The sequence below is a fragment of the Streptomyces sp. NPDC047315 genome (assembly GCF_040643215.1).
Lineage (GTDB): Bacteria > Actinomycetota > Actinomycetes > Streptomycetales > Streptomycetaceae > Streptomyces.
Genome location: NZ_JBEYTZ010000015.1, coordinates 23,284 through 47,641, shown reverse-complemented (window position 1 = coordinate 47,641; position 24,358 = coordinate 23,284). Strand labels below are relative to the sequence as shown.

Here is a 24,358-nt window from a genome sequence, read left to right as displayed (position 1 = left end):
TCACTCCCCCCGGGGCATCGGACGCAGCGCCGGCCTGCGCCGTCGACCGCCGTCGGACCCGGGCAGGGCGGCGGCGAGCGCGGCCGGCGTCGGCGACTCGAAGACGGCCCGCACCGACAGCTCCACGCCGAGCGCGGAGCGGACCCGGCTGGTGAGCCGGGTCGCCAGCAGGGAGTGGCCGCCCAGGTCGAAGAAGGACTCGTCGATGCCGACCCGCTCCAGGCCGAGGAGTTCGGCGAAGAGCCGGCACAGGGTCTCCTCCTGCGGGGTGCGCGGCGCGCAGACCTCTACGTGTCGGGAGAAGTCCGGTGCGGGCAGCGCCCGGCGGTGCACCTTTCCGCTGAGCGTCAGCGGCATCCGGTCCAGGAACACCAGGGCGGACGGCACCATGAAGTCCGGGAGCGCGTCGGCGGCGAAGGCGCGCAGGGCCTGCTCCGTGGTCCGCGTGCCGGGGTGCGTGACGACGTACGCGACCAGGCGCCGGCCGGCGGCGGTGGCGGAGCCGTCGTCGCGGACGACCACGGCCACCTGGGCGACCTGCGGATGGCGCGCGAGCACGGCTTCGACCTCGCCAGGTTCGACCCGGAAGCCGCGGACCTTGACCTGGTCGTCGGTGCGGCCGGCGAAGGCGAGCCGTCCGTCTTCGGTCCAGCGCACCAGGTCCCCGGTGCGGTACATCCGGGTGCCGGGCGGGCCGAACGGGTCGGCGACGAACCGTCCGGCGGTGAGCTGCGGCCGGGCCCAGTAGCCGCGGGCCAGTGCGGCGCCGGCGATGTACAACTCGCCCCGCACGCCCGGGGGCACCGGTCTGAGCCGTCGGTCCAGCACATGGAGTCGGGTGTTCCAGATCGCCGCGCCGATGGGTGCGGTGGGTGCCTCCCAGTGGGCGAGGTCCGATGCGGTCAGGGCGAACGCGGTCACCAGATGGGTTTCCGTGGGGCCGTAGAGGTTGTGCAGCCGGCGCCCCGGTGTGAGGGCCAGGAACTCCCGTAGCCGCGCGGGCAGGCGCAGCGCCTCGCCGCCCTGGTTGACGTCGCGCAGCGCGGGCAGCGCACGGCCCTGTTCCAGCGCGGCGTCGGCGATGGCCTCCACCATCACCTGCGGGGCGCAGATCTCCTCGACGCGGTGCTCGTCCAACCAGCGCACCAGCGCCGCCGGGTCCCTGCGGACCTCGGCGCCGGGCACGGCGACCTGCTTGCCGGCGGTGAGCGGTTCGACGATCTCCCAGGCGGAGACGTCGAAGCTGAAGGCGGAGAACTGGGCGACCGGCCCGCACGGCGGGGTCGGCAGGCCGTCGGCGATCCACCGGGTGTGGAACTGCACCAGGTTCACCAGGGGTCCCGCGGTCATCACCACCCCCTTGGGGGTGCCGGTGGAGCCCGAGGTGTGGATGACGTACACCGGGGAGTGCGGCAGCAGCGGCCCGGTGCGCTCCTTGTCCTGCACGTCGTCGCCGGGGTGCCCGGCGAGTCGGGCGCTGACGGCCGGGTCGTCCAGGAGGATGCGCGGCGCGCCGGACGGCAGGCCGGCCGCAGTCGGCCCGGTGGCGACCAGCACCGTCGGGCGGACGTCGGACAGCAGGAACGCGATGCGCTCCGCCGGGTATCCGGGGTCGAGCGGTAGATAGGCCGCGCCCGCTTTGAGGACGGCCCAGACGGTGGCCACCAGGTCGGCGCAGCGGGGCAGCGCGATCGCCACCACCTGCTCGGGCCCCGCGCCGTGCGCGATCAGTTCGCGCGCCAGCCGGTTGGCCCGGGCGTTGAGTTCGGCGTACGTCAGGTGCTCGCCGTCGGCGGTGACGGCGGTGCGGTGCGGCTCGCTGGCCGCCCAGGACTCCAGCAGTTGCGGCAGGGTGACGTCGGCGATCTCGTGCCCGGTGGCGTTCCACCGCGCGAGGACGCTTTCCCGTTCGCCGGGGAGGAACAGGTCCAGGGAGCCGAGCGGGGCCTCGGGGCGGGCGACGACCTCGTGCAGCAGGAGCAGCAGCCGCTGTGCCGTGCGCTCCACCGTGGGCCGGTCGAACAGGTCGGTGCGGTAGTGCACGTGGCCGTCGAGCCCGGCGGGCTCCCCTGCGGAGGGTGAGGTGTCGTCCAACTCGACGACCAGGTCGAAGTGGGCCGTGCCGGTGTCGACGGGCTCCTGGCGCACGGCGATCCCGGGCAGCTCCAACCGGCCCGCGCGGGTGTTCTGGAGCGCCAGCATCACTTGGAACAGCGGATGGCGAGCCAAGGAGCGGTCCGGCACCAGCTCTTCGACGAGCTGTTCGAAGGGGACGTCCTGGTGGGTGAGGGCGTCCAGGGCCCGTTCCCGTACGCGTTCCAGCAGTTCGGCGAAGGAGGGGTCACCGGTGAGGTCGACCCGCAGCACCAGCGTGTTGCTGAAGAAGCCGACGAGTTCTTCCAGGGCGACGTCGGAGCGGCCGGCGGTGGGGAAGCCGACGGGGACGTCGTCGCCGGCGCCGAGCTTGCTCAGGAGCGCGGCGAGCGCGGACTGCACCACCATGAACAGGCTGGCGCCGCGGGACCGGGCCAGGGCGTCCAGGTCCCGGTGGAGGGCGGCGGGGATCGTCAGGGGGACGGCGGAGCCGCGGGGGGAGACGTCGGCGGGCCGGGGCCGGTCGACGGGGAGGTCGATCTCCTCGGGCAGCTCCGCGAGCGCCGTCTTCCAGTAGGCGAGTTGGCGCGCCACCACGCTGCCCGGGTCGTCGACGGTGCCCAGGGCGTCCCGCTGCCACAGGGCGTAGTCGGGGTACTGCACCGGGAGCGGCGGCAGGGCCGGGGCGCGGCCCGCGCGCCGGGCGGCGTACGCGGCCGACAGGTCCCGCATCATCGGCCGCAGGGACGAGCCGTCGCCGGCGATGTGGTGCATCACCATCAGCAGGACGTGCTCGTCGGGGCCCTGGGCGAACAGCGTCACCCGCAGCGGTACGTGGCGATCGAGCGCGAAGGGCAGCACGGCGAGCCGGGTCAGTTCGGCTGAGAGGTCTCCCGCGGGGGCCGGGGTGAGGGGCAGTGCGGTGTCCACCTCGTCGAGCGGAAGCACCCGCTGGTGGGGCTGGCCGTCGGCGGCGGGGAAGACGGTGCGCAGCGCCTCGTGGCGGTCCACCAGGTCCCGCAGTGCCGCCCGGAGGGCCGGCACGTCCAGCGGTCCGCTCAGCCGGAGCGCGAGGGGGTGGTGGTAAGTGGCGGCGGCCTGCTGCAACTGGTGCAGGAACCACAGCCGTGACTGGGCGTACGACAGCGGGATCCGCTCGGGGCGGGCGGCGCGCACCGGGCCGGACGACGGCGCCGCGGCGCGGGGCGGTGCGGCGTCGGCGTCGAGGGTGGGGTCCGGGTCGAGGCGGGGTGCGAGGGCTGCGACGGTGGGGGCCTCGTACACGGTGCGGATGCCGATCTCCCGGCCGAATTCGGCGCGGACGTGGCCCAGGAGCCGGGCCGCGGACAGGGAGTGGCCGCCCAGGGCGAAGAAGTCGCCGTCGCGCCCCACGCGTGCCGCGTCGATGCCGAGCACTTCGGCGAAGAGCGCGCACAGGGTCCGTTCCGCCTCGGTGACCGGCGGGCGGGCGGCGTCGGCAGGCTGCGGCGGCGGTACGGCGAGCGCCCGCCGGTCGACCTTGCCGTTGGCGTTCAGCCGCAGGTCGTCGACGGCCACGAGTTGGGCGGGGACCATGTGCGGCGGCAGGAAGGCGGCGACCTCCCGGCGTACGGCGTCGAGATCCGGCACCGCACCCGGCACCGGGACCACGAAACCGACGAGCCGTCCGCCGGCGGGGCCGTCGTCCGCGGCGAGGGCCGCGGCCTGGCCGACGCCGGTGCACCGGGCGAGCGCGGACTCCACCTCGCCCAGTTCGATGCGGAAGCCCCGCACCTTGACCTGGCCGTCGGCGCGGCCGACGAACTCCAGGGCGCCGCCGGCGCGGCGGCGGACCAGGTCCCCGGTGCGGTACATCCGGGTGCCGGGCGGGCCGAACGGGTCGGCCACGAAGCGTTCGCAGGTCAGCGCGGCCCGCCGCAGATAGCCACGGGCCAGGCCGGCGCCGGACAGGTACAGCTCCCCCACGACGCCGTCCGGCACGAGTTGGAGTCCGTCGTCGAGGACGTGGGCCGCGGTGCCCGCCACCGGCGGGCCGATGGCCGGGTCGACGCCGAGCGCGGGGGCGGTGCACCGCTGCCGGGTGGCGTCCACCGTGGTCTCGGTGGGGCCGTACGCGTTCCACAACTCGCGGCCGTCGGTGGCCCACCGGTCGACCGTGTCCGCCGGCATGCGCTCCCCGCCGGCGGTGACCATGCGCAGCGCGGGCAGCTCCGCCGGGCGCAGCGCGGGCATCGCCCCGGGGGTGAGGTGGGCGACGGTGACCCGCTGTTCGGCGAGGAGTGCCTGGAGGGCGTGGGGGTCGATGCGCTGGGTGTCGTCGGCGATCACCACGGTCGCGCCGACGGTCAGCGGGACGTACAGGTCGAGCACGGCGGCGTCGAAGCCGAAGGAGTGCCAGGCGAGCACGCGGTCGTCGGAGCGGATCTCGTGCTCGGCGGCGGAGTTGTGCACGAAGGCGGTGATGGCCCGGTGTTCGACGACGACGGCTTTGGGGCGGCCGGTGGAGCCGGAGGTGTACAGGGCGTACGCGGGGTGCTCCGGTCTCAGGTGCGCCAGCGGCGCGCCGGTGTCGAGGTGTGCGGCGGGCGGGTCGTCTCGCGGGTCGGCGCGCAGGTCGTCGGGGAGGTCTTCGGAGAGGTCGTCGAGGACCAGCAGGGGGCCTGCGGGCCATGCGGCGGCAGCCTGCTCGACGAGTTCGGCGACGGTCACCACCAGCGCGGGGGCACAGTCCTTGAGGACGTAGGCGATGCGTTCGTGCGGGTGGTCGGGGTCGACGGGCACATGGGCCGCCCCCGCCTTCTGCACGGCGACCGTCGCCACCACGGCGTCCAGCGAACGGGGCATCAGCAGGGCCACGAACGTCTCGGGAGCCGCGCCGCGGGCGCGCAGTGCGCGGGCGAACCGATCGGCCCGCGCGTCCAGTTCGGCGTAGGTCATGGTCTCGCGCCCCAGCACCAGCGCCGTGTGGTGGGGGGTGCGGGCCGCCTGCGCCGCGAACAGCCGGGGCAGGACGTCGTGTTCGGGCACGAGGGCCGCGATGCCCCGGCCGTCGTGGCGGGCCCGGGTGCGCTCCTGCTCGGTCAGCAGTCCGACGCGGCCCACGGGCGTGTCCGCGCCGACCTCGGTCAGCCGGTGGAAGAGCCCGGTCAGCCGGGCCAGGTGGTCGTGGTGCGCCCGCTCGTCGTACAGGCGGGGGTCGGCGTCGAGCGCGAGGCGCAGGCCGCCTTCGGGGACGTCGTCCCACAGCAGCAGCGAGAGGTCGTGGAAGGGGCCGGCGGACACGTTGTGGGTGGTGTAGGTGCCGCTGGCGAAGATGCCGTGGCAGGGGAACGGGATGACGTTCACGGTCATCGGCCACAGGCTGTCCCCGGGCACCACGCCGAGGTCGCGGCAGAGGTCTTCGGAGCGGTAGCGCTGGTGGCGCAGGGCGGTGCGGATCTGTCGGGAGACCTGGTCGGCAAGCTCCCCGAGGGAGGCGCGGGGGCGGACCGTCAGCCGCAGGGGGACCACGTTCGACATCATGGCCGGCACCACCGGCGGTCCGTCGGCGGCCGACTGGCCCGGGGTGGCCGGCTGGCCCGGCTGACCGGGGGTGCGGCGTCGCACCGCCCGGCGGCCCCGGCCGGCGACGGCGAAGCCGAGCACCACGTCCGCTTGACCGGTGACCCGGCTGACGTAGAGCGCGGTGGCCGCCGTCACCAGCCCCGAGAGGCTGGTGCCCAGGGATCCGGCCGCGGTCCGCAGCCGTTCGGTGTCCGCCGGGGTGACGGGCCGGCGCTCCCTGCGCCCTTCGCGGGCCGGCCCGTGCGGGCGCAGTCCGCTCGGGCTGCGCGGATCGGGACGGTCGGCCAACTCGGCGGTCCAGTGGGTCCGGTCGGCGGCGAACCGCTGCGAGCGGCGGTAGTCGGCCTCGTCGTCGATGAGGGTGCGCAGGGGAGCGAAGGCGCGGCCGGCGTCGGTGCGGCCGGCGGCCACGGCCCCGTAGGTCTGCGCCAGGCGCCCCGCCAACTGGGCGAAGCTGTAGCCGTCGTAGAGGATGTGGTGGCACCCCAGGTAGAAGAGATGCCGGTCGGGCCCCAGTTGGAAGAGTGCGTGGGTGGTCACCGGGCCGGTGCGCAGGTCGCGTAATCGGCGCAGGTCGGCCCGCATCCACTGAAGGGCAGCCGCACGGGGGTCGGCCTCGCCCCGGACGTCGACGACCTCCAGCCGGTGGCCCCCGCCCCCGGTCTCGTCGGCGACGTACTGCCACGGCCCGTCGTCCCCTTCGACGAAGACGAGCCGCAGGACCTCGGCCTCCTCGATGACCCGGTCCAAGGCCGTGGAGAAGAGCGTCACGTCCAAGGGCGCGGAGATGTCCAGGTATTCGGCGACGTTGAGGATCGCGCTGTCCGGATCGAATTTCTGGGCGTACCACATGCTGCGTTGGCCGGCCAGGAGGTCCAGGCGTGCCACTCGACGATCCGGCATCTCACACCTCATATCCATGACAGCGATGACGGCGGCGCGGAAGAACTCCCGGCGCTCTGCGGGAATGGGGCGAAGAACGCAGCCGGGTTAGGAAATCGGGGTGACTCCTGCGGGTGGGGTGCGCGCGGCGGGGCGGTGCCCGCCCGGCCGGCACCCGGGCCGGCGGTGCTACCGCGGAGGTAGCGCGGGCCTGCCGCGGGGCCGGCGGCGACAGCCCGTGCGGAGGTCCGGTCGGGCCGGCCGCGGAGAGTTCCCGCCCCGTGCGCGCTCACCTCGATGCGGTGTTTCGCGTGTCACTGCGTTCCCCGTTCTGACGACGGCGGCAGCCGTCTCCCAAGGCGGTCACGGGCGAAGAAGTGGACATAGTGTGACCTGAGGTCCCACGAAGGGCAACCCCCGTGTTCACCGTGGTCATGCGAAGGGCCCCGGCGCCCGAGGGCGGGCCGCCCCCTCGACAAGGGCACGTGCCATGGGCATCCTGTCACTTGCCCGCACACGGTCGTCACACCGCGAGGGGAGAAATCCGGTCGCCGCCTTCCGGGCGCCGGAGTTCAGCGACGGCGACCGTCCGCGGGCACCGTTTCTCTGCTTCTCTGCTTTCTCTGCTCTCTCTGCACGGAAGTTCTTTCCGCACGGCTCTTCCGCACGGCACGGTTTCTCTGCACAGTGTTGCTTTCGCACAGCGAGTTCTTCGCACGGCGAATTCCCTGACCCATCTGCACGGTGACCTGGGGGGAGCGAGCGGGCATGACGATCGAAGGTACCGAAAGAAGAGCGGTGGCCCACATCTACAATTCGGCCGTGGCGGCTTCGGCGCTCAGCGCCGCGTGGGAACTGGGCGCCCTGGACGAACTGAAGTCGAAAGGGGCGCTCGACGTCACGGCGTTCGCCGGCGAGCGGCGGCTCGACGTGGCGGCGACGACCGGCCTCTTCCGCGCCCTGGCCGCGGTCGACATCGTCGAGCGCGTCGACGACAAGGTCACCCCGGCGCGGAACTTCGAAGAGGCGTACCGCACGCGCTCGTTCTTCCACTGGCTCTCCCGGGGCTGCGGCGACCTCTTCCGCCGGATGCCGGAGCTGTTGCCCGAGCGGAACCGCACGGGCGACTTCTACCAGCGCGACAGCGCCGCGATCGCCCTGGCCTGCCGGGAGATCAGCTCGTTCTGCTACGACCCCTGGTTCGACGAGGCCCTGGCCGGGCTCGACTTCGAGCCGGCCCTGGTGGCCGACCTGGGCTGCGGCAGCGGCGAGCGCCTGTTACAGGTGTTACGCCGCCACCCCGGCGCCCGCGGGCTCGGCATCGACATCGCCGGGCCGTCCCTCGAAGTCGCCGCGGCGGCAGCGGACGCCGCGGGGCTGGCGGACCGGGTGTCCTTCGTCCGGGCGGACGTCCGGGAGATGCCGGCGCGCGACGACTTCGCCGAGGTGGAGTTGGTGACCTGCTTCATGATGGGCCACGACTTCTGGCCCAGGTCCGCCTGCGTGGGCACGCTGCAACGGCTGCGCACCCTCTTCCCCGGCACCCGGCGGTTCCTGTTGGGCGACGCCACCCGCACGGTGGGCGTCGCCGACCGCGACCTGCCAGTCTTCACCCTGGGGTTCGAGGTCGCCCACGACCTGATGGGCACCTTCATCCCGCAGGCCGCCGACTGGGAGTCGGTCTTCGCCGAGGGCGGCTGGCGGCTGCGGAAGAAGCACGCGATCGACGTCGCGGTCGGAGAAGTGATCTACGAGCTCGAACAGCTCTGATCCGTCGCACGCCGACCGAAGGGATGACCGTGCCCCCGCCCGCCGCGCCCCGACTGCACCACATCGCCGTGCAGACCGCCGACCTGGCCAACTGCGTCGCCTGGTACCGGGAGTACTTCGGCTGTCGGCCGACCTGGTCGACCGACGTGTTCTCGCCGCTGACCCGCAGCAGGCTCCCCGGCATCGTCGCGATGGCCGAACTGGAGGCGGACGGGGTGCGGTTCCACGTCTTCGAGTACGACGACGGGGTGGACGGCGCCGCCGGCGACGCGCCGCCGCCCGCCGGTCCCCGGTTCCAACACGTCTGTCTCGTCGCGTCCTCGTCTGCGGAGCTGCGCGCCCGTCATCGCCGCTGGTGGGACGTCTTCGAATCCGGCCGCTTCGCCTTCGCCCGCAGCGAGGGCCCCACCGAGGTCGTCGTCGACGAAGGCGGCGTCGAGAGCTTCTACTTCTACGACGTCAACGGCCTCGAATTCGAGTTCACCCACGTCCCGGGAGGAGCGCAGTGAAGAGCTCGTCAGCACAGGCCGCCCTGGGCTTCTCCGACCGTCCGGGCTGGGACTTCGGCGACTACCCGTACGCCCTTGAGCCCCTGGCGCTCCCCGCGCCGCACCGCTCCGTCACCCTGCCGGCCGGCGCCCTGCCCGCCGCGGCGCGGGACGCCGTGGACCGCTTCCTCGACGAGGCGCACCGGGGGTTCGGCACGACGGACCCCGTGGACGCCGACTCGCTCGAACAGCTCTTCTGGTTCCGTTGGATGGTCGGGCACCACGTCTCGTTCGTCATCTGGCGGCTGCTCGCCGACGCCCTCGCCGACGTCGCCGACGGCACCGGTGACCAGGACGCCGCCGCCGTACGCCTGACCGAGTACGTCCGCGCGTACTGCGGCATGCTCCTGTACACCGGCTCCAGCACCCGGACCGTCTACCAACGCACGATCCGCCCCAGCATGTACCGCCAGCACAACAAGTTCAGCGGCACCTGGGCGCCGGACTACCCGGCCGTACGGAGCCTGTTCCGGGGCCGCAGACCACCGCCGGTCGTCCTCTCGCGGGCGCCCGCCCTGCTGCGGGAGATCGCGCTGACCAACCGGATCCACCTGGGGGTGGCCTCCAAGCTGGTCGACCAGGGCCGCTCACTGCTGCAACACGCCGTCCTGGAGGGCGACGTCGGCAGCCACCGCACGTGGGGCGCCGTCTTCGACTGCTACTTCCTCACGCTGCGCGCGCCGGTGACCCCGTTGGACGTGACCGCGCAGCTGCTGCGCCGGCAGAAGGCGATCGCCATCGACCTGGCGACCAACGGCCTGTATCCGGACGTCGGCGAGGACCCGGACCCGGTGCCGGAGGAGTTGCGCGACCCCGCGGTGGCGCAGTGCGAGCAGGACCTGGTCCCGGCCCTGGTCCGCACGGCGGCGCTGGCGGCCGGGCGCGGCCCCGTCCAGGAAGCGACGGGGCGGGGCGCGACGGGGCGGGTGCGGTGAAGGCCCTGCGCCACGGCGTGGTCCTGCTGCCCGAGCACCGCTGGGAGACGGCCCGGCGCCACTGGCTGCGCGCCGAGGAACTCGGCTTCGACCACGCCTGGACGTACGACCACCTCAGCTGGCGCTGGCTGCGGGACCGCCCCTGGTTCGGCGCGGTTCCCACGCTCGCCGCCGCGGCTGCCGCCACCAGCCGCATCACCGTGGGCACGATGGTCGCGACCCCCGCCTACCGCCATCCGGTCCCCTTCGCCAAGGAGATCGTGACCCTGGACGACATCGCCGGGGGCCGGCTGGTGTGCGGTCTCGGTGCCGGCGCCGGCGGCCACGACGAGGAGGCGCTGGGCGCGCGCGTGCCGACGCCGTCGGAACGGGCCGACCGCTTCGCCGAGTTCGTCCACCTGACCGAGCTGCTGTTGACGCAGCCCGCCACCACTTTTGACGGCACGTACTTCCGCTGTCGCGACGCGGCCGTGAACCCGGGCTGCGCACAGCGGCCCCGGGTGCCGCTGGCCGTCGCCGCCATCGGCCCGCGCGGCCTTTCGCTGGCGGCCCGGCACGCCGACGTCTGGATCACCGCGGGCCGCCCCGGGTGGGGTGAGCCGCTGCCCTACGAGCAGGCCCTGCCGCAGCTCGCGCAGCAGGTCGACGCGGTGGACGCGGCCTGCGCCGCCGTCGGGCGGGACCCCGCCACGTTGCGCCGGCTGGTCGTCACGGGCGCGATGATCAGCGGGGTTTCCACGTCGGCGGACGCCTACGTCGACGCCTGCGGGCGGTTCGCCGAACTCGGCTTCACCGACGTCGTCCAGCACTGGCCCCGCCCCGACTTCCCCTACCAGGGGCGACCGGAGGTCATCGAGGAGATCGCCGGCGCCGTGCTGAAGCCGGAGGGCCACGGGTGATTCCCTACGAGATCGTCCACATGTTCACCAGCCGCCCCTTCGCGGGCAGCGCGCTCGCGGTCGTCCCGGACGCCGCCGGGCTGGGCGAGGGCGCGATGACGGTGCTCGCCGCCGAGTTCCACGCCGCCGAGACCGCGTTCGTCCTGCCCGCCGCCGACGCACAGGAGGACTATCGCGTACGGGTCTTCCAACCCGGCGGCGAGTCCCCCCACGGCAGCCACAGCGCAGTGGGCACCGCGGCGACGCTGGTCAGGCTCGGGCTGCTGCCGGCCGGGGACGCGGTCCAAGGGTGCGGCGGCGGACGCCAGAGCCTGTCCGCGACCGCCGCGGGCGCCACCCTCGTCAGCCGCGGCACGGTGACCACGCGCGCCCTCGATCCGGGGCCGCTGCTGGCCGCCGCCGGCCTGGACCGCGGCGACGCCACCGACGACCCGGCGCTCGCCACCGGCTTCGGGGCCGGCTTCGCCCTCCTGCCCGTACGGGACGTTGGCCTGGCCCGGGCCCGACCGAACCTCTCGCAGATGGCGGCCGACGGCCTCGGCGCGCTGTGCGTCTTCGCCTGGGACCCGGGGAGCCGGACCGTGCGGGCGCGGCTGTTCGCCCCCGGCTTCGGCATTCCCGAGGACCCGGCGTGCGCACCGGTCGCCACCGCGCTCGGCCTGTGGCTGACCGCGACCGGGCGGCTGCCGGCGCGCGACGGCACCCATGCGTACACCGTTCACCAGGGTGTCGAAACGCCCCGGGACGCGCTGCTCGGGTGCACGATCACCCTGGTGAACGGCCGCCCTGTAGAAGGCAGCGCGACCGGCGACGTCACACCGGTCGCCACCGGCACCATCGCCGTCCCGCCCGCACCGCCCCGCTGACCACCACCCGGGAGGACCCTTCGTGCTGCACCGCCCCGAACTCCACGGCACCCGTGGCGCCGTCGCCGCCACGCACTGGCTGGCCTCCGCGACCGGGATGGCGATGCTCGACCGCGGAGGCAACGCCTTCGACGCGGCCGTCGCCGCGGCGCTGGTGTGCCAGGTCGTCGAGCCGCATCTGAACGGGCCGGCCGGGGACGTGCCGATCCTGGTGTACGAGGCGGCGAGCGGGCGCACCCGGGTCGTCTGCGGCCAGGGCCCGATGCCGCGGGCCGCGACCCCCGCGGCGTTCCGACACCTCGGTCTGGCCGCCGTGCCCGGCTCCGGGCTGCTGGCGGCGTGCGTCCCGGGCGCCTTCGGCGCCTGGATGCACGTGCTGCGCGACTACGGGCGGCTGCGGGTCGAGGACGTCCTCGAACCCGCGATCGGGTACGCCGCCGACGGCTATCCGCTGCTGCCGAAGGCCGCGGCCATGATCGAGACGATGGCTCCGCTCTTCCGCGACGAGTGGACCGAGTCGGGGCGCACGTTCCTGGTCGACGGGAAGGCCCCGGCGCCCGGGGCGCGGATGCGCAACCCGGCGCTGGCCGCGGTGTTCCAGCGCATCCTCGCCGAGGCCAAGGCCGCCACCGCCGACCGCGCGGGCCAGGCGGACGCGGCCGTCGCCGCCTTCTACGAAGGCTTCGTCGCCGAGGCGATCGACCGCTTCACGGCCACCACGGAGGCGATCGACTCCACCGGCCGGCGCCACCGCGGGCTGCTCACCGGCGCCGACCTGGCGTCCTGGCGGGCCGGCAGCGAGCCCACGCTGACCTACGACTACCGCGGCCACCAGGTCCACAAGGCGGGCCCCTGGTCCCAGGGCCCGGTGTTCCTCCAGCAACTGGCCCTGCTGGAGGGCTTCGACCTCGCCGCGACCGGGTACGGGAGCGCGGACCACCTGCACACCGTGGTGGAGGCCGCGAAGCTCGCCTTCGCCGACCGGGAGGCGTGGTACGGGGACCCGGACCACGCCGACGTACCCGTACGGGACCTCCTGGACCCCTCCTACGCGGCGGCCCGTCGGGCGCTGATCGGCCCGCACGCCTCGCAGGAGCTGCGGCCCGGGGCGCCCGGTGGCCGCAAGCCGTGGATCCCGCCGGTACGTGACCTCGCCCCCGTGCCGGGCGAGCCGGACTGGCTCCACCAACTGGGCGACGGCATCCCCGCCGTGCTCCAGCGCACCGCGGCCAAGGGCGACACGACGTGCGTCAGCGCCACCGACCGGGACGGCAACATGATCGTCGCCACCCCCAGCGGCGGCTGGCTGAAGAGCTCCCCGGTGGTGCCCGGGCTGGGCTTCCCGCTGGGCACCCGGGGGCAGATGGCGTGGCTGGAGGAGGGGCACCCCAACACCCTCGCCCCGGGCAAGCGGCCCCGTACGACGCTGAGTCCGACGCTGGTGCTCCGCGACGGCCGACCCCTGCTGGCGTTCGGCACGCCGGGCGGGGACCAGCAGGACCAGTGGACCTTGAACTTCTTCGTCCACCACGTCGACTTCGGCATGGGCCTCCAGGCCGCGGTGGAGGCGCGGACCTTCCACACGGACCACGTGCCGACGTCGTTCACCCCGCGCCGCGCGGACCCGCTGACCCTGGTGGTGGAGGACGGCTTCGCCCCCGAAACCCTGGCGGAGCTGCGGCGACGCGGGCACCGGCCGAAGGTGGTGGCGCCGCTGTCGCTGGGCAAGGTCTGCGCGACGGGGGTCGACGCGCACGGCGGCGTGCTCGCCGCGGCGAGCCCCCGCGGCGAACAGGCGTACGCGGTGGCCCGCTAGCCGCACCCCGCGAGGTCCCCTCTGCCCTGGCGCGCCCGGCAAGCGCGGTTTCGCCGTGCGGCGCGCTGTACTGAGGCGTCTGCGACCCGTCTGTGGCTTGTCGCGCAGTTCCGCGCGCCCCTAAAACCCGTTCTGCGCCTGCCCGCAGGGCACAGGGGGCGGAACTGCGCGATCAGCCCACCACCGGCCGGTGGAGGCCAACGCTCCCGCAGGGGAACGGCGGCTATGTCCAACCGTCACGACGAGGTCGCCGCGGGGGCTGTCGGGTCAGGCGCTGCCGTGGACGTCGCAGCCGTGGACGCCCCATCAGGCGGGATGCGATAAGCCCGCAGCGGCTTGTTGACCGCCGCCACCACCGCGACAGCCACCACCGCGGACAGCCCGCCGGTCACCAGGGCGAACGGCGCGGAGGTGACCGACGCCAGCAGTCCGCCGCGGAAGTTGCCGAGTTCGGGGCCCGCGACGCCGATGACGTGCTCCGCGGAGGACACCCTCCCCCGGTAGGCGTCGGGGGTCTCCAACTGGACCAGCGCGCCGCGGGTGATCACCGACACGGTGTCCGCCGCGCCGGCGACGGCGAGGCAGCCGAGCGTCAGCCACAGGGGTTCGGCCAGGCCGAAGCCGGCCAGTGCCAGGCCCCACCCCGCCGCGGCGGTCAGTTGGACCAGGCCGGCGCGGCGCCAGCGCGTGACCGTGCCGGAGAACAGGCCGGCCGTGATGCCGCCGACCGCGACGGCCGTCAGGAACAGTCCGAGCGTCTGCGGATCGCCCCCGAAGCGGACCTCGTTGACGAGGGGGAAGAGCGCGATCGGCATGGCGAGCAGCGTCGCGGCCAGATCGGTGGCCAGCGAACCCCACAGCGTGGGCCGGTTGAAGAGGACGCGCCAGCCGCCGCGTTCCGGCCGACGCCTGGCCGTGCCGCGGGCCGCTGCGGAGGTTCCGGTGGCTCCGGTGGCTGCGGTGCTTTCGGGGGGCATGGCCGGCATGCGGAGCACCGCGATCATCGCGAGTGCGACGGCCACGGCCTGTGCGGCGTAGGCGGCCGAGAAGCCCCAGCGTGCGATCGTCACCCCGGCCAGTGCCGGCCCGACGAGCATGGCCGCCTGGAAGGAGACGTTCGCCAGCGCGAGTCCGGAGGCGACCTGGTCGGCCGGCAGCAGTCGGACGGGGAAGGTGCGCCGGGCGGGTGCGCCGAGCGCGCTGCACGTGCTGCCGAGGGCGACGAGCACGAACAGCAGCAGGACGTTGCGGTTGTCCGCCGCGGCCTGGGCGCAGAGCCCGACGGCGACCAGCAGTTGCCCGACGGTGGTCGCCCGGACGATGGCACGGCGGTCGACCGCGTCCGCCAACACTCCGCCGACCAGCCCGAACACCACCATCGGCAGCCCGACGGCGAGCCCGATGGCGCCGGTGCCCACCGGGCTGCCGGTCAGCTCCCAGACCTGGGCCAGCACCGCCACGGTGGTGATCTGCGCGCCGAGTTGGGAGGCCGAGGTACCGATCCACAGATCGCGGAAGGGGCGGCTCTCGCGCAGCGGCCGGACGTCGAGGAACCGTATCCGCCGCTTCATCGCGGCTCTTCGAGGTGGTCGAGGATCCGCTGGCGCATGGGCCGACGCTCCAGTGCGCGCCGCACCTCCCGGACGACCGCGGTCATCGCGTGCGGCACCTCGGCGTCCAACTCGGCGACGGTCGCGTGGGTGGCCCGCCACTCGGCCTCCAGGAACGGCACGAGTTTCCGGCCGCGTTCGGTCAGGTCGATCTGTCGGGTGCGGGCGTCGGCCGGCCCCGGTTCGGAGGTGACCAGTCCCTCCTTGCGCATCGCGGCGACGGTCTGGCTGACCGCGGAGTGCGAGCGGTCCAGGGAGCGGGCGAGTTCGCGGATGGTCAGCGGTCCGGTGTGCGCGAGCCGGATGAGCGGATACGCGAACCGCGGTCGCACCCCTTGGATGCCGCGGGCCAGGTAGATCTGCTCGATCTCCGCGTCCATGTCGGCCAGAAGTCGGTGCAACGACTGCCAGGGGTCGGGCAGCACCGTGGGATCAGTAGGTGTCACAGCGCTAATATAACAGCGCTGCCACATCTCTCCGAGGCAATTTCCGGGGACCGCCCCGTAGCCGCTTCAGCGCCGTCGGTGGCGTCACTGTCGAGGGGCAGGCCCCTCCCCGCCCGGCTGTTGCCCCCACCCGGGCTGCTGCTGCGGCAGTCCGTACCCGGGGTGGGGGTGCTGCGGATAGCCGGGCGCCTGCTGGTGCGGCGGCGAAGCGACGGGCACGGTGGTCACGGTCTTGCGCCCCATGGCGGCGGCGATCGGCCAGCCGGTGATCGCCCAGAGCCCGCAGGTGAAGATCGACAGGACGAGGTGGAGCGTGTGGTTCGCCCCGCGCTTGTTCACGTATTTCTGCTGGTGCATCAGTTCCCCCCAGTGCGTGGTGGGGGGGGATCGTGGCACGCGGGCGCACGATGTGTCACCGCTGTAAGAGTTAGGTGAAAACCGCTGGTGAACGACAGGGCCGCCGGGCGGAATCAGCTCCGCCCGGCGGCCCCGGCCTCAGGCGTCGGGACCGCAGCAGGCGTCCCGCCGCATCAGTCGTCCCACCTCGCGCCAGCGCTCCTCCTCGTCGGCGCCGAGCCGCCCGGGGAAGATCCGACCGCCGGTGGCGAGCGCGCGTTCGGCGCCGGTGGCCAGGTCGCGCCGGTAGATCCCGAGGAGCCCGTCGCGGTCGTCGCCGTACAGCAGGGAGCGGCCGTCGCGCGCCCACACGGGCCCCAGGAGGTAGCGCCCGGGGGGCGACTGGCGCAGCTTCGTCGGCGGGCCGCCGGAGGTGTTGCCGAGCCAGAGCGCGCCCAGCGCGGCGAACGCGATCTGCCGGCCGTCGGGCGACAGCGCCGGCAGGTGGATCCCGCGCACCGGTCGGGTCCTCGCCTCGCCCAGGTCGTACTTCTTGACCCGGTACGCGGGCCGCTGGACGGGCAGCACACCAGCGAACGGGACGGTCCGCGGGCGCTCGGGCTCGGTGGGGAGTACGAAGGTGAACCGGCCGTCCACGGTGAGCAGCAGTTCCCCGGCGGGGGTCCAGCGCGGGGGCACGGGTGCGACGTCCCCTGCGACGGCGACCGGGCGGCCGTCGACGACGAGGGTGCAGGAGCCCGCCGGCTGCGGAGTGGTCCGCAGGTACGCGAGCAGCGCGCGGCCGGCGCCGGGGCCGAGTGCCGGGGTCATGATCTGTGCGGCCGTCGTCTCGGTGTGTTCGACGGTGACGGGGCCGGCGGCGTCGGCGGGGACCGAGGCGACGGTGCGCGCGTCCAGGGCGACGCCGGTGGCCGTGGTGGTGCCCCGGGCGCGGACGAACCAGATCCGCCGCCCGTCCGGCGACCAGGTGGGATCGAAGTCCTCGAAGGCGCCGTCCTGGTGGGGTCCGTCCTGGTCGGGCAGTCCGGTGAGCCGGGTCGTCTTCCCGCTGCGCAGGTCCAGCACGTGGATGCGGTACGGGCTGCCGGTGACCGGGTCCCCGCCGCGTTCGGACGCGAAGGCGAGCCGGGTTCCGTCGGGCGACCAGGCGGGGCCGCGGTCGTCGAAGGGCCCGTCGGTGCGGCGGCGCAACCCGGTGCCGTCGGTCCGTACGGTCCACAGGTGGAAGCCGCCGTCCCGGTAGGCGGCGAACGCGACCGAGCGGCCGTCCGGGGAGTGCACGGGGCGGTTGGGCTCCAGGCCGGCCGGCGTCAGGGCCCGCGCCCTGCCCTCGTCGGGCGGCACCGACCACAGCACGCTCTGCACTTCGGCGATCAGCCCGCCGCCGGTGGGCGACGGGCTGGCGGCGCCGTTGGTGGCCGCGGTGAGCACCAGCGGGCGGGGCCCGGCCCGGACTTCGGCGGCGCCGGCGGGGGCCGGGACGGTCGCGGCGGCGCCGGTGGCGAGTGCGGCACCGACGGCGCCGGTGGCGGCGAGCAGTCTGCGGCGGGTGAAGGCGGTGTTGCCGGCGGCCTCGTGGTCCATGCGCATGGTCACTCTCCTCGTCAGGGGCGAACCCCGTCGGGGGTGGAGCGCTCCCGGACCGACGGGCCTCCCCGCGGCCGGGCCCCGGACAGCATGGCTCTTCCCTTGCGCCACAGCGGCACCGAGGACGCGTCATTCACCCATCGTTCACAGACGGCGGGTGGTCGGCGGGCCGTCGTTCACGGTGCGCCGCCCAGCGCCTTGCGGCGCAGTTCGCGGCAGGTGGCGGTGAGGATGCGGGAGACGTGGACCTGGGAGAGCCCGAACTCGGCGGCGATGCCCGCCTGCGTCATGTCCCGGAAGAAGCGCAGGTAGAGGATGTGCTGTTCCCGTTCGGGGAGGCGGGCGATGAGGTGTCTGACCGCTTCCCGGTCGACGACCGTGTCCAGGCCGGGGTCCGGTTCGCCGAGGGTGTCGGCCAGGGCGGACACCCCGTCGGGCGCCGTGCCCAGCGGCGCGTCCAGGGAGAGCGCGGTGTGGGAGTGCAGCGCCCGCAGCCCTTCTCGTACCTCGCACTCGTCCAACTCCGCGTGGTGCGCGATGTCGGCGGCGGCGGGCTCGTGGCCGCCCGCGCTCAGCTCCTGGTGGGCGATGCGCACGCGGTTGCGCACCTCCTGGATGCGGCGCGGGACGTGCAGCGCCCAGGAGTGGTCGCGGAAGTGGCGGCGCACCTCGCCGGTGATGGTGGGTACGGCGAAGCTCTCGAACGCGCTGCCCCGGCTCGGGTCGTAGCGGTCGACGGCCTTCACCAGGGCGAGCGCCGCGACTTGGCGCAGGTCCTCCATCGGCTCGCCCTTGCTGCGGTAGCGGGCGGCGATGCGGTGCGCCATCGGCAGCCACGCCTTCGTCACCTCCTCCCGGACCCGGTCGCGCTCGCGCCCCCGGGGCAGGGCGGCGAGTCGGTGGAAGGCGGTGGTGGTGTCGGGGGCGTCGTCGTGCGGACGGGTTCGCCGTGCGGCACGGGTGGCGGGCGTGCTCATGAGACCTGCTCCAACGAGTCGGCGTCACGGTGCTGGCCCGCGGGGCGCCGGTGGTTGGTCGGGCGCGGTCGGCCGCGCCCGCCGGCCGTACGGACCGGCTGCGTCCGGCCCCGGCGGGCCGTGCCTGCGTTCGGAAGCACGTACTGCGCGCGTGCCCCGCCGACACCGGCGCAAACCCCCGCTCCGCCCGCCGCCGGTCGGTCTCAGCGCCCGAGGGCTCGGGCGAGTTGCTGTTTGTTCATCGTGGACCGGCCTTCGACGTTGCGCTTCTTCGCCTCCTCGTACAACTGGTCCTTGGTGGGGCCCTGCGCCCCGCTGTGGGAGCGCTGTCCCCCGCGCTGGGAGGCAGACTTGGGGTCGCGCAGCGAGGTCCGGCTGGCGGTCTTCGACTCCCCGGCGCGGGCGCGTTCCTTGTTGACCGTGCGGGCGGCGATCTCCTGCGCCCTGCGCGGTGACTCGCCGCGCTTGCGCGCGGACTCCTCGACGTGTTGGTACTGCCGTTCCCTCTTGGCGCTGGAGCCTCGCGGCACGTCCGTTCCTCCTCGTCCTGCGCGCGACGGTGGTGTCCCGCGCTCCCACCACCGTGGGCCGCGCCGTGCCAGGGCCCGCAACGGCCACGGCCCGGCCGGCGGCGCACCGCCACCCCTACGGGTGACCGGAGCTCCGCTTCCCGTCCGCGGGAGAGGCGTGGTGCGCCCGGGTCCACAGCGGCAGGGCGAACCAGCACAGGACGAACCAGAGCGCCATGGGAAGGACCAGCCAGGTGACGAGGGAGTTGTGGAGGGCGACCCTGAGGATCAGCAGGAGGGCACAGACCATGGTGCACAGCAGCAACACCAGGCCGACGACGGTGAGCCGGGAGGCCCAGTCCACGGTCTGCGGCTTGACCCGCCGGCCGGTGAGCATCCGGTGCAGCGCGACCGGTCCGACGAGCGCGCCGGTCGCGGCGGCGCCCAGGAAGACGGTCACGACGTAGATGGTCCGATCCGTTTCGGACAGGGTGATGAAGCGCGGCTGGAAGACGACGGTCAGCAGGAAGCCGAAGAGGATCTGTACGCCCGTTTGGGTCACCCGCACCTCTTGGAGGAGTTCGACCCAGCGCCGGTCCGCCCGCTCCTCCTCGGTCTCGTGCCGCCCCCGGTCCCGTTCGTCCCGGTCCCCGCCTTCGTCGTCCGCGTCGTTCCCGTCGTTCACCGAGTCCCGCCTCCCTTCCTGGCGCACCGGCAGCGGCAGACACCACCTCAGCACGCCTTCCCGCACCCGGCAGGGCGGGCGCCGGGCGCGCGGGGGCCGACCCTTACGATGGCCCGATGATCACGGGGCCGTCCCCGCCTCATCGTCGTACGCACCGGTCGACGGCGGGCACGGCCGGAAAGAGGGGGACCACGGTGGAGATCGGGCTGGCGCAGACGATCAAGGCGCTCCGGGGCGAGTTGGCGCAGGCGGTGGCGGACGGCGAGGGGCAGCCGATCCGGTTTCGGGTGCAGTCGGTGCGGTTGGACGTCCAGGTGGCGGTGACCACGTCGAAGGAGGCGCAGGGCGGGGTGAAGTTCTGGGTGCTGTCCGCCGGCGCCGGCGCCGCTGAGGGCGCCTCCACGGCGCACACGGTGTCGTTGGAGCTCACTGCCGAGACCGCCGACGGCGGCCCGGTCCTGACGGAGTCGGCGCGCGGGGCCGTGCTGGAGGACTGACGCCGTGGCTGAGTCGACCCGCCGGTGGCGCCCTCGTCCGTGCCCGCTGTCGTGCCCGCTGTCGTGCCCGTCGCCGAGTCTGTCGCCGTGTCCCAGTTGAGCGCCGTGCACCGGGATCGGGCCTTGGAGCGGGTGGCGATGGTGGTCCGTCGCGACGCTTGCGGCACTCCCCGGTTCAGTGCCTCCGGCTGGCTCCTGGCCTCGCGCCTGGTGATCTGCGCCGGCCACGGCTTCCCCAGACCCGGCGACGGATACAGCGAAGGCGACCGCTACGAGGTGCGGCTGCCGGGGCTCGCGGGCGAACGCGTGCCCGTCGCCGCCGTGGTGCGGCACCGGGAGCCTGACGTGGACCTGGCGCTGCTGGTCCTCGCCGACGGCGGGCCCGCCGTCGCTCCGGCCCGGTGGGGCGTACTCGCGGACGCCGTGGGATCGGTGCCGTTCGTCGCCGTCGGCTTCCCCGACCACGCGGCGCGCCACCAGGTGCCGACCACGCGCCAACTGACCGGGGCGATCCTGCTGGGCTCCTTCCTCGGGAGCGACGAGATGGAGCTGGCCCTCAGCAGCCCCGCCCCGCGCCAGGCCGACGGCTCCCCGTGGCAGGGCGTGTCCGGCGCGGGCGTCGTCACCCACGACGGCGTCCTGGTCGGCGTGTGCACGAGCCATCACGTGCCGTCCGGGGCGGCGAGCCTGACCGCGACCGGGTTCGCCCGGCTCGACCGCGACGGCGAACTCGCCCGGCTGCTCGCGGAGCACGCGGTGGAGCAGGTGCCGCTGGACCACCTGCTGCCGCTGGCGTACGCGCCGGTGGGCCGTGGCCGGATACGCGCCCACGCCGACGTCGTGCGCGGACTGCTGGGGCGACGCAGCTATCTCGACCAGGACCGGCTGCCCTTCGTCGACCCGGGAGCGGACCACGCGGCACACCCGGACCGGCTGTTCGCCCGGCTGGGGTCCGCCGGCGCGCGCGGGGCGCTGCTGGTCGGGCCGGCCGGTTCGGGCAAGACGCGGACCTGCTTCGAGGTGGCGCAGCGGGCGTCCCGCGCCGGGTGGCACGTGCTGCACGTACAGCCCGACAGCGCGGTGACCGTCGACGACGTGGCGCAGGCCGCGCTGTTGGGAGGGCACCGCCGGGTCCTGCTGGTGATGGACTACCTCGACGCCTGTCCGCAGGTGGATCTGCGGGTCCTCGCCGACGAGCTGCTTCCGGAGGCACGGCGGCGCGGTGTGACGCTGGCGTGCGTGGCGTCGGTGCGCCCCGGGTCCCTGCGCACGGTCCAGCGCCGCGGCAGCTCCCTCGTCCTCGACGAGGTGTTCGTACGGGAGGACTGGGCGCACCAGTCCGCGGTCATCGCCCGGGTGGTGCGGTGCGCGGCGCCCGAGACCGTGCGCCGCTGGGGCGACGCGGCGCTGGTCCGGCTCTGCGGGCGGCGGCCGGTGACGGCACTGCTGATCGCCCGGGCGATCGAGGAGCAGGGACTGGCCCGCCGCTCCCCCGCGACGGCGGCCGGGGTGCGGCCGGGTGAACTGCTGGACTGGCTGCGCGAAGGCATCCGGCGCGACGCGCTCACCTCGGAGGCCGACCCCGGCGGGTCCCCCTTGGCCTTCGCGGCCCCCGACGTCGGGCAGCTCGCCTTCACCGTCGCGGTCGCGGCCAGCCCTCAGCCGCGGCGGACGGTGGAGCACGCCGTTGACGCCTTCCTCGCCTCCTCCGCCACGGCGTCCGCCGTCTCGTCCGCACCGTTCGACGGGCGGCGGGTCGTGGACACGCTGCTCTCCCTGGGGTGGCTCGACGAGGTCGGCGACCAGGTGATCGCCGTGCACGACATCGTCACCGACGAGCTCCTGCTGCAGTCGCTGATGCCGCCTCCCGGGTGGGGCACGGACACGGCCACGGCCGGGGCGCTGTTCGCCGCGCTGGCCCGGCACGCACCCACGTTCTCCGTGTTCACAGGCCATCTGCGCCGGATCGCCGCGGATCTGACGGCCCATGGCCCGACCCACCGGATCGCCGCATTGGAGCGCTTTTGCGCCGAGTGGCTCACGGTTCGGGCGCAGCAGCTCGGGCAGCTGCTGGCGGACGCCGGCGAGGACGGCGGCCGGGCGCTGTTGGCGATGGTGACGAGCGGACCGTGGCGGGGGTTCGACCCCGCCACGTGGGACGTGCTCGTCGCGCCGTGGCTGGCCCGCGCCGAGGTCGCCCACACGGCTCGGCCGTTCCTGACGGCCGCGCTGCACAGCATGGACGCTCCTCCCTCTCGGCTGGTCGAAGCCGCGGTGGACTGGCTGGTGCGCCGGGGTGGGCAGACCGACACCGAGCACCTGCTGCTGGCCCTGCTGGAGCGCACCGACCTCTCCGCGCGGACGCGGGACCTGGTGGTCGAAGCCGCTCTCGACTGGGTCTGCGCCAGACCTTCTTGGCGGCACACCCCGGTCCTGTGGAAGCTGCTGCTCGGCATGGACCACCCCGAGGAGCGGTGGGAGCGCGTCGCCGCGGGAGTGTCGGCGTGGCTGTCGCCGTACCGCTCCTTCAAGGTCGCCTCCGTGGTGCGCGCCTTCTTGCAGCGCCCGGGCGTCGAGCCGGCTGCGCGGTCGGCGTTCGTGCAGCGGGTGCTCGGCTGGCTGCGCGCCGAGGTGCGCCGGGAGTCGAACATCGGGCCGACGCTGGGCGTGCTGTTGGAGCTCGACGACGTCCCCGGTGCGGACCGTGCACTGCTGGTCCGCTGGGCGCTGGACTGGCTGGACGAGAGCTGGACGCATTCCAGCAGGGGCCGGGTCCTGCGGGCGCTGCTGGCCTCGGACGACTGCCCGCAGGCGCTACGTCCGCGGCTGCTCGCCATGGCCAGGCAGTGGGTGGAAGAGACCCCCGCGGAGTCCTCGACGCTCGCCCGGGTGCTGCACACGCTGCTCACCGACGAGGGCGCGCCGGAAGCCGCGGGCTCCCTGCTGGCGCGCCTGGACGCCGACCCTGACGGGCCGTCGACCCCGGCCGTCCTCCTGCGGCTGCTCGTCAACCGCGACCGACTCGACGGCCGGCAGGTGCGCGCCGCCGTCGCGCACGCGCTCGCCTGGCTCGGCGACCATCCGGAGCACGAGTCGTTCGGTGCGCTCCTCGCTCCCTTGCTGAACGTTCCCGATCTACCGTCCGACCAGCTCCGACGGGCCGTCGACCTCGGGTGCACGACGCTGCCGGCCCGGGGGGACGACCATACGTTGATGGCCGTACTGCTCAGCCAGGCCTCGGGGTTGACGCCCGGGCAGGCGCGGTCGGTCGCCGAGGTCAGCCTGGGCTGGCTGGCCCGGCACGAGGGCAAGCCGCAGCGCTCGGTGCTCGCCTCCTTCCTCACCCGCACGGACCTCCCCGTGGGCCAGGCGCGCATCGGCATCGACATCGCCCTCGACCGGCTGGCCGCCGACCGCTCCACGAAGTCCGGCGCCCTCCTCGCCGGGGTGCTGCGCCATCCGGCCCTCGACGCGTCGCGCCGGGACCGGGCGGCGGACTGCGCCCTGCGCTGGCTCGACGTGCACGGCTCGCTGCGCAAGGCGCACCGGGTCCTGCGGGAACTGCTCGCCCTGCAGGACCTCGCTCCGAGCCGGCGCGAGCCCGCCGAACGACTGGCGGCGGCGTGGCTTGCCCGGCACGGGGACCCGTTCTAGAGGATGGTCACGATCGCGCTGTTGACCTGCGGGAAGCTCCCGCTCGGCGGGTTGTAGCCGGCGGGGAAGTACACGGTGCCGACCGCGCCGGTCTGGTACTGGCCGGCGCTGTAGGGGTACTCGGTGGTCGCACCGCCGATGTGGTTCGCGTACGTGGAGCGGGTCCGGGAGCTCACCAGGCTGTTGTAGCGGTACAGGCCCACGGTGACGCTGATCTGCTGGACGGTTCCGGTGCAGCTCACGCTGGCGATGCCCTGTACGCCGCCGCCGAAGGGGCCGCCCCAGTAACGGAACGGGTTGGTCGCGGTGAGGGTGCAGTTGATGTCGACCTGGGACTGCGCGGCGGTGCGCACGATGCTGGCCCCGGCGGCGCCGGTGCCCGTGCGGTAGCTGGTGGCGCCCTTGGGGACGGTGAAGGTGTGCTGCGACGCGACGCTCGGGGTGAGCCCCGAGGGGCCGCCGGAGACCGGTGCTGTTTGTACGGCCTGCGCGGCGCCGCCGGTGGCCAGGGTGCCCGCCGCCAGTGCGCCGACGGCAAGGACCGCGAGGGCCGTGCGGGACGCGGAGGTTCTTCGGTTCACAGCCATGGATCTCTCCTTGACGCAGAAGGGATGCAAAAGGGCATGAGTGGATTCGCCATTGCTTCGACTCACCGCGGCGCC

General features: G+C 74.2%; 16 protein-coding genes and 1 pseudogene. 8 read left to right on the top strand and 9 right to left on the bottom strand.

Features of this window, described 5'->3' with window-relative positions:
* Window positions 1–6,561, bottom strand: a complete 6,561-nt coding sequence (locus ABZ842_RS18980; protein WP_361537857.1) for an amino acid adenylation domain-containing protein — start codon at window positions 6,559–6,561, stop codon at window positions 1–3.
* 747 nt (window positions 6,562–7,308) lie between these two features.
* On the opposite strand from ABZ842_RS18980, the gene ABZ842_RS18975 reads away from it, so the two are divergent.
* From ABZ842_RS18975 to ABZ842_RS18950, 6 genes are read left to right on the top strand one after another with little or no spacing between them, the layout of a single operon-like run.
* A complete protein-coding gene (locus ABZ842_RS18975) occupies window positions 7,309–8,310 on the top strand; it encodes a class I SAM-dependent methyltransferase (RefSeq protein ID WP_361537856.1) in 1,002 nt (333 codons plus the stop codon).
* Window positions 8,311–8,339: 29 nt separating this feature from the next.
* Window positions 8,340–8,819 carry a VOC family protein gene (locus tag ABZ842_RS18970; protein WP_361537855.1) on the top strand — a complete coding sequence of 160 codons (480 nt, stop codon included), beginning with the start codon at window positions 8,340–8,342 and terminating at the stop codon, window positions 8,817–8,819.
* The gene (locus ABZ842_RS18965) at window positions 8,816–9,793 is read left to right on the top strand and encodes a hypothetical protein (RefSeq protein WP_361537854.1); all 978 of its coding nucleotides are present in this window, start codon (window positions 8,816–8,818) and stop codon (window positions 9,791–9,793) included. The genes ABZ842_RS18970 and ABZ842_RS18965 overlap by 4 nt, the downstream gene beginning before the upstream one ends.
* Complete coding sequence (locus ABZ842_RS18960; RefSeq protein ID WP_361537853.1) at window positions 9,790–10,692, top strand: LLM class flavin-dependent oxidoreductase; 903 nt, start codon at window positions 9,790–9,792, stop codon at window positions 10,690–10,692. The genes ABZ842_RS18965 and ABZ842_RS18960 overlap by 4 nt, the downstream gene beginning before the upstream one ends.
* Window positions 10,689–11,558 carry a PhzF family phenazine biosynthesis isomerase gene (locus ABZ842_RS18955; protein WP_361537852.1) on the top strand — a complete coding sequence of 290 codons (870 nt, stop codon included), beginning with the start codon at window positions 10,689–10,691 and terminating at the stop codon, window positions 11,556–11,558. The genes ABZ842_RS18960 and ABZ842_RS18955 overlap by 4 nt, the downstream gene beginning before the upstream one ends.
* Before the next feature lie 22 nt (window positions 11,559–11,580).
* Entirely contained in the window at window positions 11,581–13,374 is a 1,794-nt protein-coding gene (locus tag ABZ842_RS18950) for a gamma-glutamyltransferase (RefSeq protein ID WP_361537851.1), read from the top strand.
* A 236-nt stretch (window positions 13,375–13,610) separates the two neighbouring features.
* On the opposite strand, the gene ABZ842_RS18945 is transcribed toward ABZ842_RS18950, so the two are convergent.
* The 7 genes and pseudogenes from ABZ842_RS18945 to ABZ842_RS18915 all read right to left on the bottom strand — a co-directional run bounded on the left by ABZ842_RS18945 (window position 13,611) and on the right by ABZ842_RS18915 (window position 19,545).
* Window positions 13,611–14,945, bottom strand: coding sequence for an MFS transporter (locus ABZ842_RS18945; RefSeq protein ID WP_361537850.1), 1,335 nt, complete (start codon window positions 14,943–14,945; stop codon window positions 13,611–13,613).
* Window positions 14,942–15,430 (bottom strand): MarR family transcriptional regulator, encoded by a 489-nt coding sequence (locus tag ABZ842_RS18940; protein WP_361537849.1) that lies wholly within the window; start codon window positions 15,428–15,430, stop codon window positions 14,942–14,944. Before ABZ842_RS18940 ends, ABZ842_RS18945 begins: the two co-directional genes overlap by 4 nt.
* Before the next feature lie 84 nt (window positions 15,431–15,514).
* Complete coding sequence (locus tag ABZ842_RS18935; RefSeq protein WP_361537848.1) at window positions 15,515–15,787, bottom strand: hypothetical protein; 273 nt, start codon at window positions 15,785–15,787, stop codon at window positions 15,515–15,517.
* A 225-nt stretch (window positions 15,788–16,012) separates the two neighbouring features.
* Window positions 16,013–17,371: pseudogene (locus ABZ842_RS18930) on the bottom strand (amidohydrolase); the annotation flags it as partial.
* A gap of 179 nt (window positions 17,372–17,550) precedes the next feature.
* Entirely contained in the window at window positions 17,551–18,351 is an 801-nt protein-coding gene (locus ABZ842_RS18925) for a SigB/SigF/SigG family RNA polymerase sigma factor (protein WP_361537847.1), read from the bottom strand.
* A gap of 203 nt (window positions 18,352–18,554) precedes the next feature.
* Window positions 18,555–18,881 carry a plasmid stabilization protein gene (locus ABZ842_RS18920; protein WP_361537846.1) on the bottom strand — a complete coding sequence of 109 codons (327 nt, stop codon included), beginning with the start codon at window positions 18,879–18,881 and terminating at the stop codon, window positions 18,555–18,557.
* 115 nt (window positions 18,882–18,996) lie between these two features.
* Window positions 18,997–19,545, bottom strand: coding sequence for a DUF6328 family protein (locus ABZ842_RS18915; RefSeq protein ID WP_361537845.1), 549 nt, complete (start codon window positions 19,543–19,545; stop codon window positions 18,997–18,999).
* Between the two features lie 116 nt (window positions 19,546–19,661).
* On the opposite strand from ABZ842_RS18915, the gene ABZ842_RS18910 reads away from it, so the two are divergent.
* Both ABZ842_RS18910 and ABZ842_RS18905 read left to right on the top strand, forming a co-directional pair.
* Window positions 19,662–20,042, top strand: a complete 381-nt coding sequence (locus ABZ842_RS18910) for a trypco2 family protein (protein ID WP_361537844.1) — start codon at window positions 19,662–19,664, stop codon at window positions 20,040–20,042.
* Window positions 20,043–20,129: 87 nt separating this feature from the next.
* Entirely contained in the window at window positions 20,130–23,696 is a 3,567-nt protein-coding gene (locus ABZ842_RS18905) for a serine protease (protein ID WP_361537843.1), read from the top strand.
* Here ABZ842_RS18905 and ABZ842_RS18900 read toward each other — a convergent pair.
* Window positions 23,693–24,283, bottom strand: a complete 591-nt coding sequence (locus tag ABZ842_RS18900) for a hypothetical protein (RefSeq protein ID WP_361537842.1) — start codon at window positions 24,281–24,283, stop codon at window positions 23,693–23,695. The genes ABZ842_RS18905 and ABZ842_RS18900 overlap by 4 nt on opposite strands.
* Window positions 24,284–24,358 lie beyond the last annotated feature (75 nt).